General features: G+C 61.1%; 17 protein-coding genes. 4 read left to right on the top strand and 13 right to left on the bottom strand.

Annotated features, from left to right (window positions below):
- Positions 1-377: 377 nt before the first annotated feature.
- Positions 378-563 carry a transporter gene (locus ACZ9DP_RS21385; RefSeq protein ID WP_476205441.1) on the bottom strand — a complete coding sequence of 62 codons (186 nt, stop codon included), beginning with the start codon at positions 561-563 and terminating at the stop codon, positions 378-380.
- A gap of 174 nt (positions 564-737) precedes the next feature.
- On the opposite strand from ACZ9DP_RS21385, the gene ACZ9DP_RS21380 reads away from it, so the two are divergent.
- Positions 738-1,007, top strand: a complete 270-nt coding sequence (locus tag ACZ9DP_RS21380) for a hypothetical protein (RefSeq protein WP_283068580.1) — start codon at positions 738-740, stop codon at positions 1,005-1,007.
- 541 nt (positions 1,008-1,548) lie between these two features.
- Here ACZ9DP_RS21380 and ACZ9DP_RS21375 read toward each other — a convergent pair.
- The 11 genes from ACZ9DP_RS21375 to ACZ9DP_RS21325 all read right to left on the bottom strand — a co-directional run bounded on the left by ACZ9DP_RS21375 (position 1,549) and on the right by ACZ9DP_RS21325 (position 13,046).
- Positions 1,549-3,204, bottom strand: coding sequence for a GMC family oxidoreductase (locus ACZ9DP_RS21375; RefSeq protein ID WP_476203499.1), 1,656 nt, complete (start codon positions 3,202-3,204; stop codon positions 1,549-1,551).
- A gap of 14 nt (positions 3,205-3,218) precedes the next feature.
- On the bottom strand, positions 3,219-3,995 hold the full coding sequence (locus ACZ9DP_RS21370) for a 3-ketoacyl-ACP reductase (protein ID WP_476203498.1): 777 nt from the start codon (positions 3,993-3,995) through the stop codon (positions 3,219-3,221).
- Positions 3,995-5,500: an FAD-dependent oxidoreductase gene (locus ACZ9DP_RS21365; RefSeq protein ID WP_476205439.1), complete on the bottom strand. Its 1,506-nt coding sequence runs from the start codon at positions 5,498-5,500 to the stop codon at positions 3,995-3,997. Before ACZ9DP_RS21365 ends, ACZ9DP_RS21370 begins: the two co-directional genes overlap by 1 nt.
- A gap of 29 nt (positions 5,501-5,529) precedes the next feature.
- On the bottom strand, positions 5,530-7,038 hold the full coding sequence (locus tag ACZ9DP_RS21360) for an aldehyde dehydrogenase family protein (RefSeq protein ID WP_476203497.1): 1,509 nt from the start codon (positions 7,036-7,038) through the stop codon (positions 5,530-5,532).
- Complete coding sequence (locus ACZ9DP_RS21355; protein ID WP_476203496.1) at positions 7,038-7,811, bottom strand: enoyl-CoA hydratase/isomerase family protein; 774 nt, start codon at positions 7,809-7,811, stop codon at positions 7,038-7,040. The genes ACZ9DP_RS21360 and ACZ9DP_RS21355 overlap by 1 nt, the downstream gene beginning before the upstream one ends.
- On the bottom strand, positions 7,804-9,417 hold the full coding sequence (locus ACZ9DP_RS21350) for an acyl CoA:acetate/3-ketoacid CoA transferase (RefSeq protein ID WP_476203495.1): 1,614 nt from the start codon (positions 9,415-9,417) through the stop codon (positions 7,804-7,806). Before ACZ9DP_RS21350 ends, ACZ9DP_RS21355 begins: the two co-directional genes overlap by 8 nt.
- A gap of 1 nt (position 9,418) precedes the next feature.
- Positions 9,419-10,420 carry a Gfo/Idh/MocA family protein gene (locus ACZ9DP_RS21345; protein ID WP_476203494.1) on the bottom strand — a complete coding sequence of 334 codons (1,002 nt, stop codon included), beginning with the start codon at positions 10,418-10,420 and terminating at the stop codon, positions 9,419-9,421.
- Complete coding sequence (locus ACZ9DP_RS21340) at positions 10,417-11,454, bottom strand: LacI family DNA-binding transcriptional regulator (protein ID WP_476203493.1); 1,038 nt, start codon at positions 11,452-11,454, stop codon at positions 10,417-10,419. Before ACZ9DP_RS21340 ends, ACZ9DP_RS21345 begins: the two co-directional genes overlap by 4 nt.
- 385 nt (positions 11,455-11,839) lie before the next feature.
- Entirely contained in the window at positions 11,840-12,154 is a 315-nt protein-coding gene (locus ACZ9DP_RS21335) for a hypothetical protein (RefSeq protein ID WP_476203492.1), read from the bottom strand.
- 102 nt (positions 12,155-12,256) lie between these two features.
- On the bottom strand, positions 12,257-12,679 hold the full coding sequence (locus tag ACZ9DP_RS21330) for a secondary thiamine-phosphate synthase enzyme YjbQ (RefSeq protein ID WP_239598104.1): 423 nt from the start codon (positions 12,677-12,679) through the stop codon (positions 12,257-12,259).
- 13 nt (positions 12,680-12,692) lie between these two features.
- Positions 12,693-13,046, bottom strand: coding sequence for a DUF1428 domain-containing protein (locus tag ACZ9DP_RS21325; protein ID WP_074068992.1), 354 nt, complete (start codon positions 13,044-13,046; stop codon positions 12,693-12,695).
- A gap of 357 nt (positions 13,047-13,403) precedes the next feature.
- Here ACZ9DP_RS21325 and ACZ9DP_RS21320 point away from each other — a divergent pair, with 357 nt between their 5' ends.
- The 3 genes from ACZ9DP_RS21320 (at position 13,404) to ACZ9DP_RS21310 (ending at position 16,430) form a co-directional block, all read left to right on the top strand.
- Positions 13,404-14,402, top strand: coding sequence for an ABC transporter substrate-binding protein (locus ACZ9DP_RS21320; RefSeq protein ID WP_022714285.1), 999 nt, complete (start codon positions 13,404-13,406; stop codon positions 14,400-14,402).
- A 116-nt stretch (positions 14,403-14,518) separates the two neighbouring features.
- Positions 14,519-15,406 (top strand): ABC transporter permease, encoded by an 888-nt coding sequence (locus ACZ9DP_RS21315; RefSeq protein WP_074068994.1) that lies wholly within the window; start codon positions 14,519-14,521, stop codon positions 15,404-15,406.
- A complete protein-coding gene (locus tag ACZ9DP_RS21310; RefSeq protein ID WP_476203491.1) occupies positions 15,399-16,430 on the top strand; it encodes a quaternary amine ABC transporter ATP-binding protein in 1,032 nt (343 codons plus the stop codon). The genes ACZ9DP_RS21315 and ACZ9DP_RS21310 overlap by 8 nt, the downstream gene beginning before the upstream one ends.
- Here the strand turns inward: ACZ9DP_RS21310 and ACZ9DP_RS21305 are convergent.
- Positions 16,427-16,825 (bottom strand): DUF427 domain-containing protein, encoded by a 399-nt coding sequence (locus ACZ9DP_RS21305; RefSeq protein WP_476203490.1) that lies wholly within the window; start codon positions 16,823-16,825, stop codon positions 16,427-16,429. The two genes, ACZ9DP_RS21310 and ACZ9DP_RS21305, sit on opposite strands and share 4 nt — an antisense overlap.
- Positions 16,826-16,891 lie beyond the last annotated feature (66 nt).

Below are 16,891 nucleotides of genomic sequence, written 5' to 3'. Positions count from 1 at the left end.
AATTCATGCAATTAATACGCGCAGAACTGGATGCAATCGCGTTTCATCCATCCTCGAGCTCGACTCTTCTAGTCCGCGGAATTTCGGCGCGATGGCCGCGACGTGCATGCTGACCAGAAGTTGTCCGATCGCTAAAACGCACAGTTTAAGCTAATCGCTCGTTATCATTATAAAAGATCGAGCTTTCCCAAGCTGCTGCTTGTCGACGCGCATGAAGTCGAATCCATCGCCCGCACCTAACGCGATGGCCGCTGTCAAAGAGCAAGAGAATTGGCCGCGAGATTATGGCGCACGGCGGCGAACGTCCCCAATCGGCGGTGGGTTCAATTGATCGCTGCAACACTCTGCGAACCTCTCCGCTGGTGAGACTGTCAGCGTCAGCCACGGTTCTCCGCTCCGAACTCGCAGTAGCCCTTCAGGTTCACATACCCGTCGGTGGTGTCGTTGGCTTCGAATTTGTAACCGATCTGCGGGCCGATGCCAAAGACGCGGGATTTGAAGTCCCCGAGCGTCGCACCCGCGCCGCTATCGCCTGTCAACTGCCGAAGATGTAATCCGACCAGACCGTATGGGTGTGCTCATCGACGAACTGCAGCCGCCCAGTCGATGTGGGCATCGATGCCGCTCCGAAATGCCGGCCTACTTTGCGAGCGCCTCGCTCGCCCTTCTAACAAAACTCGACAACAGAAAGCTTAAAAGCCAGACTGTGTTTCGACATGCAAAACCCCCGAAGGTTGATGTCCAACATTCGGGGGTCAGTTCTGGCGGGCTTTTTATTACCTTACTGCTGCGCCGGAGGCGTTGCCGGCGGTGTTGCCGGCGGTGTTGCCGGTGCCGGTTCGGTAGCCGGCGGCGTTGCCGGTGCCGGAGTTGCCGGGGCCGGCTCGGTTGCCGGTGGCGTTGCCGGTGCGGTCGACGTTGCCGGTGGCGTTGTAGCTGGCGGCTGGGTCGTTGTTGTCTCGCCGGCGGGCGGTGTGGCTGGCGGTGCACTCGTGCGCGGCCAGTAAATCGCTGCAAGGGCTATGATTACAACAACAGCCGCGATACCGATCCACATTGCCCATGGTGACCGGCGGTCGCTTCCCGGTGTCGAACGAACATCCGGTCCAGGTCTATTAAAATCATTGGTCATAGTAGTCCTCCTGTACACTCTAAAACTACTAAGTGCATAAAAGGTTCCATGCTGTGTTATGATGCGACGCTCGAATATTGCAAAACCGCCTAAGTTTCGAATGCTATTCCTCTTCGGACATTCGCAAAGCGGTGTCTGCCGCACATCGCATCGAAAGCGATTATACCATCTTTTGCTCTTCCGATCGCAAAAAAGAGGAATTCGATATTCGGAAAGGTGATTTGCGCTCGTCATGATGCCGTGGCAGCATTCGCCTCCAGCATTCCGGCTTTGGCCGGCAGCATGACTGTCACCGAACAAGCATGAAAATCGTGCCCATGGGAGGGAAACATGTCCGATCAACTGCCGATGTTCATCCTTCAATCGATCGTTATCTTCGGCCTCGTCGGCGCGCTCTTCATTCGCGCCTGACCTGTCTAGCGAACGTCTGACCTTGCTCTCGGCCGCGTGTCGTTGCGTTCCCAGGAGAAGATGGCGCGTGGCAAGGGTTCGCGCCCGCGAATGATGTCGGCTCCCTTCTCGCCGACCATGATCGTCGGACCGTTGGTATTGCACGAGGGAACACGCGGCATGACGGAGCTGTCGCACACGCGCAGTCCCTCCAGCCCCCTCACCTTCAGATCGAGACCCACGACGGCCATGGCATCCGCGCCCATCTTGCACGTGCCGACTGGATGGTGATCCGTCTTGGCATTGGCGCAGCCGTAGTCGAAAAGCTGCTCGTCGGTGACGACGCCGCTTCCCGGCAGCTTCTCCTCCAGCACATAAGGCTTCAACGCCGCCTGCTGCATGATCTCGCGGGCGATCTTCAAGCCCTCGATCGACATCTTCCGGTCATGCGGATCGCTCCAGTAATTCGGGTCGATCAGCGGCGCATCCGCCGGATCGGCAGATGCGAGACGCACGGTGCCGCGCGAGCGCGGATGCAAATAAGCGGAATTCAACGTCACCCCGGCGTTCTTCAGCCGGGCGACGCCCGCCTCGATACCGGAGCCGAGGCCGAGATGGAACTGGACATCGGGGGACCGCGCGTTTGGATCCGCATACCAAAAGCCGCCGGTCTCGAAGAGCGAGGAGGCCACGGGGCCCGAGCGGAAGAGCACATATTGCAAGCCCGCCCAAAGCGTGCGGTGCAGCTTGGCGACGCCGTCATAAGTGTGGTCGCCGGTGCATTCGGAAATGACGAAGAGGTCGAGATGATCCTGCAGATTGCCGCCGACGCCGGGCAGATCATGCTTCACATCCACGCCAACAGCTTTCAGATGGTCCGCAGGCCCGATTCCGGATTGCAGCAGCAGCTTCGGCGACCCGATAGCACCAGAAGAAGCGAGGACCTCCCGCTCGGCGCGGATGAGCTCGACGCCGTTGCGTCCGGCAACCTCGACGCCGATCGCTTTTCTACCCTCAATCACGATCCTCACAACGCGGGCATTCATCCGGATGGTCAGGTTACCCCTGTCTCCGATCGGTGACAAATAGCCGAGCGAGGCCGAGGAGCGGCGGCGGTCGCGCTGCGTAAGCTGATAGAAGCCGACGCCCGCCTGCTGCCGGCCGTTGAAATCGTAGTTATAGGGAATGCCGAGCTCTTGCCCCGCCCGGATATAGGCGTCGCAAATCGGCAACGCGGAAACCGGCATCGAAACGCCGAGCGGTCCGCCATAGGAATGGTAGTCGTCGGAAAAACGCTGATTGTCTTCGGCGCGTTTGAAGTAGGGCAGAACGGAGCGATAATCCCAGCCATCGCAGCCCTCCTCGCTGGCCCAGAGATCGTAGTCGGCGGCATTGCCCCGCGTATAGAGCTGCGCATTGATCGACGAGCCGCCGCCGATGACCTTGGCCTGCGTATAGCGCAGCACCCTGCCCTTCATGTGCCTCTGCGGCACCGTCTCCCAGCCCCAGCTCGCGACGCCCTTCGTCATCTTGGCAAAGCCTGCCGGCATGTGGAACAGCGGGTTCCAGTCGCTGCCGCCTGCTTCCAAAAGCAGCACTTTGACATTTGGATCCTCGCTCAGACGGTTGGCGAGAACGCAGCCCGCCGGGCCGCCGCCGGTGATGATGTAGTCGTATGCCATCCCAAATCCCCCGCTCAAAGGCGGCCGATCGAAAGCCCGCCACCAGCATCGATCACCGAGCCCGTGGCAAAGCCGAAGCTCCCCGACGCGAGGGCTGCGACGATCGCGCCGATGTCCTCGGCCTTCCCCCAGCGTTTCATCGGCACGAGCCCGCCTGAAATCAACGCATCGTATTTTTCGGATACCGTCGCCGTCATCGCCGTGCGGATGATGCCTGGCCGCACTTCGAAGACGCCAATGCCGCTCTCGGCAAGCCGCACCGCCAATCCCTTGGTGAAGGCTGAAAGGCCGGCTTTGCTGATGCAGTAGTCCAGCCGCTCCGGCGACGTCAGCTCAGAGGAAACGGAGGTGATGTTGACGATCGAACGCGTTGCCTGCCCGGCGCCGCTTGCCAGCATCGCCTTGACGACCGCCTGCGTGAAGAACACCGTCCCCCGCAGATTGGTGTCGAGCACCGCGTCGAAATTCTCCGGCTTCAGCTCGATGAAGTCGCCGCGGACAATCGAACCGATGCCGGCATTGTTCACCAGGCAGTCGATCGCCCCGAATGTCTGCAGGACGTCCTCGATGGTTGCGGCATGCCCGTCAAGGTCCGCCAGGTCAGCCTTCAGATAAGAGGCGTCGACCCCGAGCGAACGCAATGTCTCGACCACCAGATCGTTCGCCCCGGCATCCTCTATTCCGGTGATCGCGACGTCATGCCCCGCCTTCGCCAACGCCTCGGCAATAGCCAGTCCGATACCTTGTCTCCCTCCGGTGACAAGCGCGACCGACCGCCTTCCCTGTGCCATCACGCGAGTTCCTTCTGCAGGATATGATCCCCGACGCGCAGCGCCTGCGCTGCCACCGTCAGCGCCGGATTGACCGCGGCGGACGTCGGCAGATAGCTCGCATCGACGACGAAGAGGTTCGGATGGTCGTAGGCGCGGCACCAGATGTCGAGCGGCGCCTGCGCCGGATCGTTGCCGATTCTGATCGTGCCGCACTGATGCGACGGCGTGCGCTTGTCGAATGGCCGCGAGAGCACCAGAGGAAAGCCCGCCGCCCTCAGCGCCTGCTTCAGCTTCTTCACCAGCATCAGATGCGCCGGCCAGTTCGTCCGCACCCACTGCAACAGAATGCGCTCGCCATCGACCATGATGCGGCTTTCGGGATGCGGAATGTCCTCGCTCATCGCATAGAAATCGATCGCATGCGCCGAGAGTTTGTTCAGCATCCATTCCGGCAGCGACGGCATATTGGCCTTGAGGATGGCGCCGGAAACGCGGCCGAGCAGCTGGACATTGCCGAGCGGCGGCCCGCTCTCGCCGTCCGTGAGGTAATAGTCGTTGAAACCGAAGGTCTTCTGATAGATCGCGTCGTTTCGATAGGTCGGCGAGACCGCGATCACGGCGCTCGAATTGTGGTTCATGAAATTGCGGCCGACCTGGTCCGAGCTGTTGGCGAGCCCTTTTGGATTCTTCTCGTCCGCCGAGCGCAGCAGCAAGACGGCGGATTGCACCGCGCCGGCCGCAAGGATCACGAGCTTCGGAGAGACCGCCTCGTCGGCGCCATCCTTGCGGTAATGAACCGTCTCGATGCGCTTGCCGTCAGCCGCCGTTTGAAGCCGTGTCACCCGCGATCCGGTCTGCAGCCGGACGTTCGGATGCTGCAGCGCCAGCGAAAGGCCGATCGTCTCGGCATCCATCTTGCCGTCGAAACTGTTCGGATGCGCGTCCCAGGGCGTCTTCGCCTTGGCAAGCCAGCGCTCGATATCGATGCCGAGCGGCAGCGAATACGGATGCAGGCCGTTCCGTTTCATCCGCTCGCGCACAAGCGCAATCGACGGCTCGTCGGGCACGGGCGGAAAGGCATAGTTCTGCGAATGTACAGGCTCGGTAGGGTCTTCGCCGATCTGCCCGCGCACCTGATAAAGCTGCTCCGCCCGGCTATACCATGGCTCCAGTTCTTCGTAGGCAAACGGCCATGCGGGCGAGATGCCTTCCAGATGCCGCATCTCATAAAAATCCTCGCGCCGGTAGCGCACCATGACCGCTCCGAAGAACTTCGAATTGCCGCCGACATTGTAGTAATTGCCGGGATTGAACGGCTTGCCGTCCCTCTCGTACCAGAATTCCTTTGGCCGGAAGTGGCCGCGCTGGAAGATCGCGCGCTGGTCGCGGTTCTCCGGCCGGTCCTCGATATGCCCGCCCGCCTCAAGAACGAGGATATCGGCGCCAGAAGGAGCAAGCGCGGCAGCGATGGTCGCCCCGCCGATCCCCGAGCCGATGATGACGATGTCCTGCTGCTTCACCAAGCGATCCTCCCAGAACGCAAGCCCTTGGCTCAGCGCGGCATCCACCAGCCCGTCCGGGCGCCGATATGCATGTTGAGCGTCTTGGTCTCGGTATAGTCCTCCACCGCATGCCGGCCGAGTTCGCGACCGAGGCCCGATTGGCGATAGCCGCCGAAGGGCAGTTCCGCCGCACCATCCATGAAGGTGTTCATCCAGATCGTGCCGGCCCTTACCTTTCGTCCGATCGTCAGGCAGGTGTCGAAGTCGCGGCTCCAGACGCTGGCCGAAAGGCCGTAATCGACGGAGTTCGCGATGCGGACAGCATCCTCCGCAGTCTTGAAGGTCAGCACCGAAAGCACCGGTCCGAACACCTCCTCGCGCGCCACCGCCATCTCCGGCTTGACGCCGGAAAGGATTGTCGGTGCCATGTACTGGCCAAAACCGAAGTCGATATGGCTGCCGCCAAGCGTGACATTCGCACCACTGCCCACGGCGGCGGAAACATAGCCCTGAACCTTCTCCAGATGCTGCGGCGTGATGATCGCACCCACCTGCGCCGATGGATCCAGTGGATCGCCGACCTTCACCTTTTGCGACAGCGCCGCCACCCGCGACGTCACGTCGTCGGCGATGTCGCGATGCAGGATCAGTCGCGATCCGGCATTGCAGCATTCGCCTGCATTGAAATAGGCGCCGAAGACGGCGGCATCGACGAAGGCGTCGAGATCGGCGTCCGGAAACACGATCTGTGGATTCTTGCCGCCAAGCTCCAGCGACACTTTTTTGAGCGTCTTCGAGGCGTTTTCCATCGTCAGCCGGCCGATGCCCGTCGAGCCGGTGAAGGAGACCATGTCGACATCCGGATGCCCGGTCATCGTCGCGCCGACGGCTGCACCCGTGCCGACGATGATGTTGACGACGCCCGCCGGAACGCCCGCCTCCATCAGGATTTCGCCGAGCACGAGGGTCGAGCCGGAGGTGAGTTCAGATGGCTTGACGACCGCCGTGCAGCCCGCTGCAAGCGCGAAAGGCAGCTTCTGGCTGACGATCAGGAACGGGAAATTCCAAGGCGTGATGATCGAGACGACGCCGACGGCCTCCCGCAGCACGACGCCGAGCGTTCCCTCGCTCAGCGTATTGTAGCTTTCGCCATGCAGATCGCGGGCAAGTGCTGCCGCATAACGCCAGATGTCGGCAGCACCGGCGATCTCGCCCTTGACCTGCGTGATCGGCTTGCCGGCCTCGATCGCATCGAGATAGGCAAGTTCATCGGTACGCGCGGCGATCATGTCCGCGGCCTTAAGCAGAATGTTGGAGCGCTCGGAGGCTGTCATGCGCGGCCACAGACCATGGTCGAATGCCTTGCGGGCCGCAGCAATCGCCTTGACCGCATCATCCTTGGTCGCTGCCTTGTAGCGGCTGACGGCAACGCCATGACTCGGGGCCACGCGCTCAATCGTGCCTGCCTCGATGCCCTCCACCCATTTGCCGTCGATCAGCATGCTGAACTCGCGCACCTTCGCGTCCACGAGCTTCTGCGGCTTCAGCAGCACCGTCATCACCATTCTCCCTTGAATTGAGCCGGACGCTTTTCGGCAAATGCCGAAACGCCCTCTTTGAGATCGCCAGTCTTGGCAGCCAGGATCGATCCCAGCGCCTCGACCGCCGCACCATTGTCCTCGCCATTGGCCGATGCGATCAGAAGCTTCGAAATCTCCAGCGCCGCCGGCCCGCGAAGTGCAATGCGCGAGGCATAGTCCCTGGCCGCGGCAAGCGATGTGCCGGTATCGACGACGGCGTCGACGATACCGTTCGCCTTTGCCTCGTCGGCCGAAAACATCTCGCCGCCGAGCACCATCCGCCGGACGATCTGCGCGCCGAAGCGCTTGACCAGCCGCTGCGTGCCCGACCAGCCCGGGATCATACCGAGGCCTGTCTCAGGTAGGCCAATCTTGATCTGGCTCTCGGCAATGCGGATATCGGCAGCGCCCGCCAGCTCCAGACCGCCGCCGAGCGCATGGCCGTTCAGCGCCGCGATCAGCGGCATGCGCAGCGTCGCAAGTCGCTCGAAAATGCGGTGGCCGAAGCGCACCCAGGCATGGCCGAACTCATTGGCCCGCATGCCGCCCCAGGCCTTGATGTCACCGCCCGCAGAAAAGGCCTTTCCCTCGCCTGTCAGAATGGCGACGCGGACAGTGGCGTTCGCCTCCACCCCGTCGCAGGCCGCGGCCAGCGCCTTCAGCATGTCGATATCGAAGGCATTGAGCTTTTCCGGCCGCGAGACGGTCATGACCGCGATGTGACCTTCGATTGAGACCTTCACCTCACCCATGGGATGCTCCTTCCAGAACCCGCTTTGGCTTTTCTGGCAGCTTGAGGCCGATCGGCGCTTCGCCGAAGAGAGCGTCGTCCATGACCTTCAGATTGTCCGAAACGATCAACCGAAATTCCGATTGGTCGAGAATATGTGCCTGCAGATCGGCGCCGGGTGCGATCTCGGTCAGCACGATGCCATCCGGCGTCAGTTTCATTACGCACCGCTCGGTGACATAAGTGACATCCTGCCCCTGGGCCACGCCGCGCGGACCCGAGAAGGTCACGTGCTCGACGGCGTTGACCAGTTTCTTGAGTTTGCCTTCCTTCCCGATCACCAGCCTACCGTGCTCGACGCCGAGCTTTGCGCCGGCATTGAACATGCCGGAGAAGACGATCTTCTTCGCCCGCGCCGTGATATCCACGAAGCCGCCGGCGCCTGCCGTTACGTGTGGACGGAAGGAGAGCTTTGAGACGTTGACCGAGCCGTCGCGGCCGATCTCCAGGAACGAGAGCAGCGAGGCATCGAAGCCCGCACCCTGGAAATAGGTGAATTGATAGGGCGACGGCATGAAGGCATCGGCATTCGAGGCACAGCCGAAAGCGAAGTCGAGAAGCGGAACGCCGCCGACGGCACCCTGCTCGATCACCCATGTCACCGCCCCGTGAAGTCCCTCCTCCAGCAGGATGCGCGGCACGTTGGCCGAAATCCCGAAACCGAGATTGACGGCGCTCCCACCCTGCAGTTCCTGCGCCACCCGGCGCGCAATCGCCTTCTGGATATTGAATTCCGACAGGTGGAATGTGTCGAGCGGCCGGAAGATTTCGCCGGAGATTGCCGGATCGTAGAGCGTTTGCGTCGTCTGCTTCTGGTCGGGATCGACCACGACATAGTCGACGAGCACGCCCGGAACGCGGACATCGTGGGGCTTCAATGAGCCTTCCTTGGTGATGCGCTTCACCTGCGCGATGACGATGCCGCCATTGTTGCGGGCGGCGAGCGCCTGGTCGAGGCCGCCGAGATAGGCGCCTTCATGTTCGTATGTCAGGTTGCCGCGCTCATCCGCCGTCGTCGCCCGGATGATCGCCACCTGCGGTGCGATTGCCTTGAAGAACAGCCAGTCCTCGCCTTCGAAGCTGATTTTCTTGACGACCGGTTCGGCAGCGGCCTTGGCATTCATGGCGCAGCCTTCGCGCGCTGGATCGACGAATGTTTCGAGCCCCACCTTGGTCATCACCCCCGGCCGTTTGGCGGCCGCCTCACGGTGCATGTCGAAGAGGATGCCCGACGGTACGTTATAGGCGGCGATCTCGTCGTTGCCGATCATCTGCCAGATCAATGGTGGCTCGGCGCCTGACGGGCCGGAGGGATAGGAGCCGCCGATGATCTTCTTCAGCAGGCCTTTCCTCGCGATGTAGTCCACGCCTTTGATACCGCTCATGTCGCCCGCCGCAATCGGGTGCAGCGTCGTCAGATCGCGTGGATGGCCGGTCGCTTCGAAACGCTCGCCGATCGCCTTCAGCATCAAATCGGGGCAGCCGAGGCCGCTGGACGACGAGACCGAGACGATCGCACCGTCGGGGATCAGGGCTGCAGCGTCGGCGGGTGTGACGTGCTTGTCCATGTCAGAGCCCCGGCTCGATCTTGACCACCTTGCCGGTCCTTGCGGATTCGACGACGGCAAGGCCGGTCGCAAGTGACCAGACGCCGTCTTCGCCCGTCGCCGACGGCCTGCCCTTCCCAGCAACCGCATCGTGGAAGGCCCTGAGCGCAACCTCGTAGAGATTGGTGTTTTTACATTCGAGTTCGGTCTCGCCTTCTGCATTCCGTAGGGTCACGCGGCCGACTGGACGCTGAGTCATGACGTTACTGGCAACGAGCGATCCGTCGCTGCCATGCACCTCGAAGCCGGTCTCTGCATATTTCGTGGTGAAACCGTCATGGAACTGCGCGATGACGCCGGACTTGAAGCGCAGTACGCCCATGACGGCATCCTCCAGCCCGGCCTTGCCCATGCCGCCGCTCTGGCCGAAGGCGATCGCCTCGACCGGATCGTCGCCGAGCACGAAGCGCAGCGTATCGGCATCGTGCACGGTGATATCAAGGATGACTCCGCCGCCCGCCTCTGGCCGGTCGAGCCGCCAGCCCTGCAGATGCGGCGGCAGATAGACGGCGTGAAAGACACGGGCAGCGAGCGGCTTGCCGATCTTGCCCGCTGCAATCGCATCGCGCATGGCGCGGTGGGTGGCGGCATTGCGCAGGTGGTGGTTCGTCGCCATCACCACACCCGCCTGCCTGGCAGCCTTTACCATCGCATTCGCATCGGCCTGGCTCATTGCCAGCGGCTTCTCGCACAGCACATGCTTGCCCGCCTGGATCGCCGCCAGCGCCTGGTCGCGGTGAAGTTCGTTGGTGGTCGAGATGTAGACAGCCTCGACATCCGGATCATGGACGAGGTCGGCAACGCTGGTCACCGATTTCGCAATGCCGTTCTCGGCCGCGTAAGCCTTGCCGCGCGCCGCATCCGTGCTCATCACCGAGACGGCCTCGCTGCCCGCTGCGCGGATCGCACTGATCACCCATTCCCTGGCGATCGTGCTGGCACCGATCAAACCCCAATTCGTCATCGCACTCCTCCTTGAATGCCTGTGCCGCAGCTTTGACGGACGACCAGGCGCACGCTTTTGACCAACGCTTCGGGCTCAGCCGCCCCCGAATTGATCTGCTTCAGAAGCAGCTGCGCTGCCCGGCGCCCCATGCCTTGCGGATCGACGGAAACGGTCGTCAGCGCGGGCACCGCCGTCTTTGCCTCGATCACATCGTCGAAACCGACCACCGCGAACTCGGCGCCAGGCTCTATTTTGCGGCTTCGAAGCCCGTCACAGACGCCGAAGGCAACCGCGTCGTTGAAGCAGACCGCAGCCGTCGGAGGGGCAGCAAGCCGCATCGCCCGCTCGATCGCCTCGACGCCGCCCGCTCGCGAGGGTGCCGCTCCGATGGCCAGATCCGCGTCGAAATCCAGCCCCGCGTCAATCAGCGCATCGCGATATCCCATAAAGCGCTCGGTAAAGACGGCGGTATCCGGAAAGCCGCCGAGAAAGGCGATGCGGCGATGGCCGAGCTTTGCAAGATGCGCGACGGAGGCGGCCGCTCCCGCGTGATTGTCCGACGTCAGCGATGACACCCGCGCACCTGGCACATTGCGGACGGCCATCACGACAGGGATTCCGGCATTGGCGAGCGCCCCGAAATCTGCAGCCTCCGTGCCGCGGGCCGGCGAGATGATGAGCCCGGAAATACCGTGTTCGCGCATCGATGCAATGACTTCGCGCTGCCGGTCGATATTCTCGCCGGTATTGGCGAGAAACTGCACGTAACCCGCCGACTGCATGACGCTGTCGATGCCGACGGCGAGCTCGGCGAAAAAGCTGTTCGTCAGGTCGTTGACGACCATGCCGACGATTTTTGACTTGGCGTTCGCCTGCCTCAGATTGGCAGCGCCCCGATTATAGACATAACCGAGCTCGCGGATTGCGGCATTCACCTTGGCGCGCGTCGTTTCGTTAACGAGCGAGCTTCCCTGCAGCACGAGCGATACGGTCGACTTTGAAACGCCGGCGGCATTCGCAATGTCGATAACGGTCACCCGCTCCCTGCTCATGATTGCTCCTCCAAGACTATGGAAGTTAATTGGAACGTTCCAAATTTGTCAAGAAATGAATTGCAGCGCAGTCACACCGTTCTCGGATCGGTTTGGAACGTTCTAAATCAAGGCGATAAAGCCCTGTAAAAAATGCATCCCCGAACACAAAAGCGTACCGGAATTGACAAAAGTGCACTTTGCAGCCGTACTCGACGGTACTAATGAAATGAGCGTCGCTTCTTCTTTTCCCCGAAGCGGCCTAGAACTCAGCCTCGCCCGTCGCGAGGCTTTTTTCATTTAGCGTCCGCCCGGCAATAAAAAACCGCCCTTGCCGTGATCCGAGAAGAATTGGCAAAGGCGGTTCTTGTGCCGCCGCGTCTGAAAGACCGGCGGCTGCTACTTTTTAACGGCGGATCAGCGGGCAGCCACGGACATTCGCGAAGGTCATGCGGTCCCAACCACGGCGGTCACGGCCGGCAACGACGACGCGGCGCGGTGTGACATTGACGACGCGCACGTCGCGCAGGCCGGTCCAGCGAGCCGCGCGGACAGCCATGACTGGCGAGCAACCGCGGTAGACCGGTGGCGGACGATGATACTGGACGTCGATGACAACACCGCGCTCCGGGCCTGCTGCGGCAGCAGTCGAGACGCTGGCGGGGATCGAAGCAATGGCAAGCAATGCGGAAAACGATGCCTTGGCAATGAAATTGGTCATCGGGTTTTCCTAGTTTCAAAGAACGATCGAACTCCCTTCCGGGAATGATTCGACAATAGGGCTAAGACTGAATGGCGTTCGAATTGCGTATTCAGGTTCGGTTCAGGCGCTGACATGCAGCACGATTTCGCGACGATGAGGACGGTCGCGATGCTCGAAGAGATAGAGCCCCTGCCAGGTGCCGAGCACCATCTTGCCGCTCGTAACAGGAATACCGAACGAAACCTGTGTCAGCGCCGCCTTGATGTGGGCAGGCATGTCATCCGGTCCTTCGGTCGTGTGGACAATCCAGCGCATCGATGGGTCCGATGACGGCGGCACGAGCCGGCGGAAGAAGGCACTGAGATCCGTCTGCACATCCGGGTCGGCATTTTCCTGGATCAAGAGTGAACAGGAGGTGTGGCGCAAAAAGACGGTGAGCAAACCTTCGTCCACGCCGGTTGCGCGGACGAAGCCAGCCGCCTGGTCGGTGAATTCATAGAGGCCCTGCCCCCGGGTTGAAACGGAGATGATCGCCTGGGGCATGGAAGTCCCTTTTTCAAAGTTCGACGACAGTTTCGAAGCCGCCGTAGATCATTCGCTTACCATCAAAGACCGTTTTCCATTCATCGCCCTGCAGGCGTGGATCGGACATGACCTTGGCCACTATATCGTCGCGCTCCGTCCTCGATCCATAGACGATCCAGGAAAACCCTACCACTTCGTCTTCCTTCGCCATCACCGCACGCGGAAACGAAGTGAGTTCGCCATAGGGCACGTCGTCGGCAAGGCACTCGACATATTTGAGCGCACCATGCTCTTTCCAGATCGAGCCGGCGAAATTCGCCAACTTCTTGTAAGCCTCGATATTGGCTTTCGGAACAGCCACGACGAATCCATCGATGTAAGGCATTGTCGTTCTCCTAACTTCGTTGACGATCATAGGACGGATGGCGAGCGCGAGGCCCGACAGTATAGGTGAGAAAATATGCGTGATCCGCCGATTTCCAGCCCCGCGGCGTCCCGGTCTTGGCAAGATCAGGCAAAAGACGCGTTTCTTTCTGAATGATCCGCTTGGCACAATTTGCGCCCATTGGAACGATTGTTCCGATCACCTGACCAGCCATTGAAAGAAAACGTCAATGCGCCATTTTTTGACGCAAACGGAATGGCGCATGGCGCATGAAAGCATGCTCAATAGGCTTGCCGGCGGACGCGGTGCCGCAGGCGCCCGGGTTCACGTCACACCGCGACCAGAGGGAACAAGAAAATGAAAGCACTTTTGGCTTCAACCGTCCTTGCAGCTGGCCTGATCGGCCTTTCGAGCACGGCTTCGGCCGCGGAGTGTGGCAACGTCACCATCGCCAGCATGAACTGGCAATCGGCCGAAGTTGCCGCAAACCTCGACAAGATCATCCTCGAGGAAGGCTATGGATGCACCGCCGAGATCGTCAGCGGCGACACGGTTCCGACGCTCACATCCATGGCTGAAAAGGGTGAGCCGGATGTCGCACCGGAAGCCTGGGTAAGCCTCCAGCCAGAACTCGTGAAGCGCGGCCTGGAAGGCGGCAAGGTGGTCGCTGCCTCGAAAATCCTTTCGGACGGCGCGATCCAGGGCTGGTGGATCCCCAAATACATCGCCGAAGCCCATCCAGACATCAAGACGATCCCTGATCTCTTCAAGCATCCCGAACTCTTCCCTGCTCCCGAAGACAAGAGCAAGGGCGCCGTCTTCAATGGCCCTCAAGGCTGGGGCGGAACGGTCGTGACCTCGCAGCTCTTCAAGGCCTATGGCGGCGACAAGGCCGGCTTCACGCTGGTCGATACCGGCTCGGCAGCCGGCCTCGACGGTTCCATCGCCAAGGCCTACGAAGGCAAACAGCCCTGGGTCGGCTACTACTGGGCCCCGACCTCGCTCCTCGGCAAATATGAGATGGTGAAACTCGGCTACGGCTCCGAATACGATGCGGCGGAATGGAAGCGCTGTACCTCGGTTGCCGATTGCCCCGATCCCAAGCCGAACGCCTGGCCGGCCGACGACGTTCAGACGCTCGTGAGCAAAACCTTTGCCGATCGCGCCGGCCCGGCCATGGACTATCTCAACAAGCGTGCCTGGACGAACGACACCGTTAACAAGCTGATTGCCTGGATGACCGACAACCAGGCTACCGGCGAAGACGGCGCCAAGCACTTCCTCAAGGAAAACGAAGCCCTGTGGAAGGAATGGGTCTCTCCGGAAGTCGCCGAGAAGATCAAGGCTTCCCTCTGATCCCTCATGATCCGCAAGCAGGCGGTGCTTGACATCCAGGCACCGCCAGCCCGATCCTTTTGCGCGACGGCCATAAGAAGAAAGGGCCGCCGCCGCTTTAGCCATGGGGAACTAACATGGACTGGCTCTGGAAATTTCCGACAATGGATGCCGACACGCTGCGCGTTCTCAAGAAGAACGTGGACGAAGGCTTTCGCGCTTTTACCCGCGCTTACGGCGACAGCATCGAAGGGCTGTTCAGCCCGCTGCAAAGCTTTCTGATCTGGGCTGAAAGGCTGCTCACCGGCACGCCCTGGCCGCTGGTGATCTTGGTCGTCGCCGGCATTGCCTGGCTTGGAAGCCGCAATTGGAAGATTGTCATCGGCTGCGCCGCGACGCTTCTGCTGATCGGCTGGTTCGACATGTGGGAAGACACGATGAAGACCGTTTCGATGATCTTCGTCTGCACGCTGCTTTCGGTCGCGATCGGCATTCCGATCGGCATCGGCATGTCGCGTTCCAACCGGCTCCAGAATGCCGTCAATCCGGTGCTCGACGTCATGCAGACCATGCCGAGCTTCGTCTATCTGATCCCGGTCGTCATGCTGCTCGGCATCGGCCGCGTGCCCGGCGTCATCGCCGTCGTCATCTATGCCTTGCCGCCGATGATACGCCTCACCAATCTCGGCATCCGCATGGTCGACAAGGACGTGCTCGAAGCGGCCGACGCCTTCGGTTCATCGAGCTGGCAGAAGCTGCGCAACGTCCAGCTTCCATTGGCGTTGCCGACCATCATGGCCGGCATCAACCAGACGATCATGATGGCACTCGCCATGGTCGTCATTGCTTCGATGATTGGCGTCCAGGGCCTCGGCCAGCCGGTCCTCAAGGCCATCGCCAACCAGTACTTCACCCTCGGCGTCTTCAACGGTCTCGCCATCGTCGGCATCGCCATCATCTTTGACCGCATCAGCCAGGCCTATGGTCTCAGGCTGCAGAAGCACCGGGAAATCGTGCATGGCTAGTCAGTCGATTGAAATACGCAATCTCTACAAGATTTTCGGTCCGCGTGGCGGCGATTTCATCGAAGCCGTCACCAAGGGCATGTCGAAAACCGAGCTCAACAAGGAGCACGGGCATGTCCTCGGACTGAAGGATATCAACATCTCGATTCCCGGCGGCAGCATCACCGTCATTATGGGGCTTTCCGGTTCCGGAAAGTCGACGCTGATCCGCCACATCAACCGTCTGATCGACCCGACAGCGGGCGAAGTGCTCTATGGCAATACCGACATCTGCAAGATGAGCGAAGAGGAACTCCGCGAGTTCCGCCGCCGCAGGACGGCGATGGTGTTCCAGAAGTTCGGCCTGCTGCCGCATCGCAACGTGCTGCAGAACACCGTCTACGGACTGGAAATACAAGGCGTGCCGAAGGGCGAGCGCGAAGAGCGTGCGAATATCTGGATCAAGCGCGTCGGGCTCGACGGCTTTGCCGGGCATTATCCGAACCAGCTTTCGGGTGGCATGCAGCAGCGTGTCGGCCTTGCCCGTGCACTCACCAACGATGCCGAGATACTCTTGATGGACGAGGCCTTTTCCGCCCTCGACCCGCTGATCCGCGTCGACATGCAGGGCGTGCTGCTCGACCTGCAGAAGGAACTGAAGAAGACCATCGTCTTCATCACCCACGATCTCGACGAGGCATTGCGGCTTGGCGACAAGGTCGCCATTCTGCGCGATGGCGAGCTCATCCAGCAGGGCTCAGCCGCCGATATCGTGCTCAATCCCGCAAACGACTACATCGAGGCCTTCGTCAAGGAAGTAAACCGCAGCCGCGTCATCCCGATCGAAGCGCTGATGGAGCCGCTCAGCAATCCCGCAAGCGACACCGTGATCCGCATCCCCGGCAAATCGACCGTGGAGGAAGGTATGCGGATGATGACCGAAAGCAACGTCACGCACGCGACCGTCACCGGCGCCGATGGCCTGCCCGCAGGCCGCGTGTCGCTGGAAGGTCTCGTGCGCTGTCTTGTCGGGGCGGGACACTAAAACTCGCCGGCCTCAGGCGCCTGCAGTTCTTCGATCGAATCGACGCGATCCGGATAGAACGCCATACGGTCCTTGATTTCGCGCATCGCCGCATGCGGGTTTTCATAGGTCCAGATGGCGTTCTTCGCGCGCTCGCCGCCAGGCGTGATGCTGTAATAGGAAGCCTCGCCCTTGTAGGGGCAATAAGTAGAGTGGTCGGTGCGTTGAAGCAGCGACATGTCGACATCCTTGCGCGGAATATACTGCACCGGCGGATAGGAAGCCTCGCGCAATGTCAGCGCATCGCGCGTATCAGCGACGATCTTGCCGTCGACCTTGACGACGACGCGCGCTGGATTGTGGTCTACGGTGATCGGATGATCAGGCCCGGGAATCTTGATCGGCTTGTCTGACATGAGCGTTCGCCTTCGAAAGATTGCACTGTCCCTACATAGGGTCGTACCCGGCGCTTCCCAAGGGGT

This window comes from Rhizobium sp. USDA 4016 (assembly GCF_056279705.1).
This window is presented reverse-complemented; position numbering and strand designations above follow the sequence as displayed.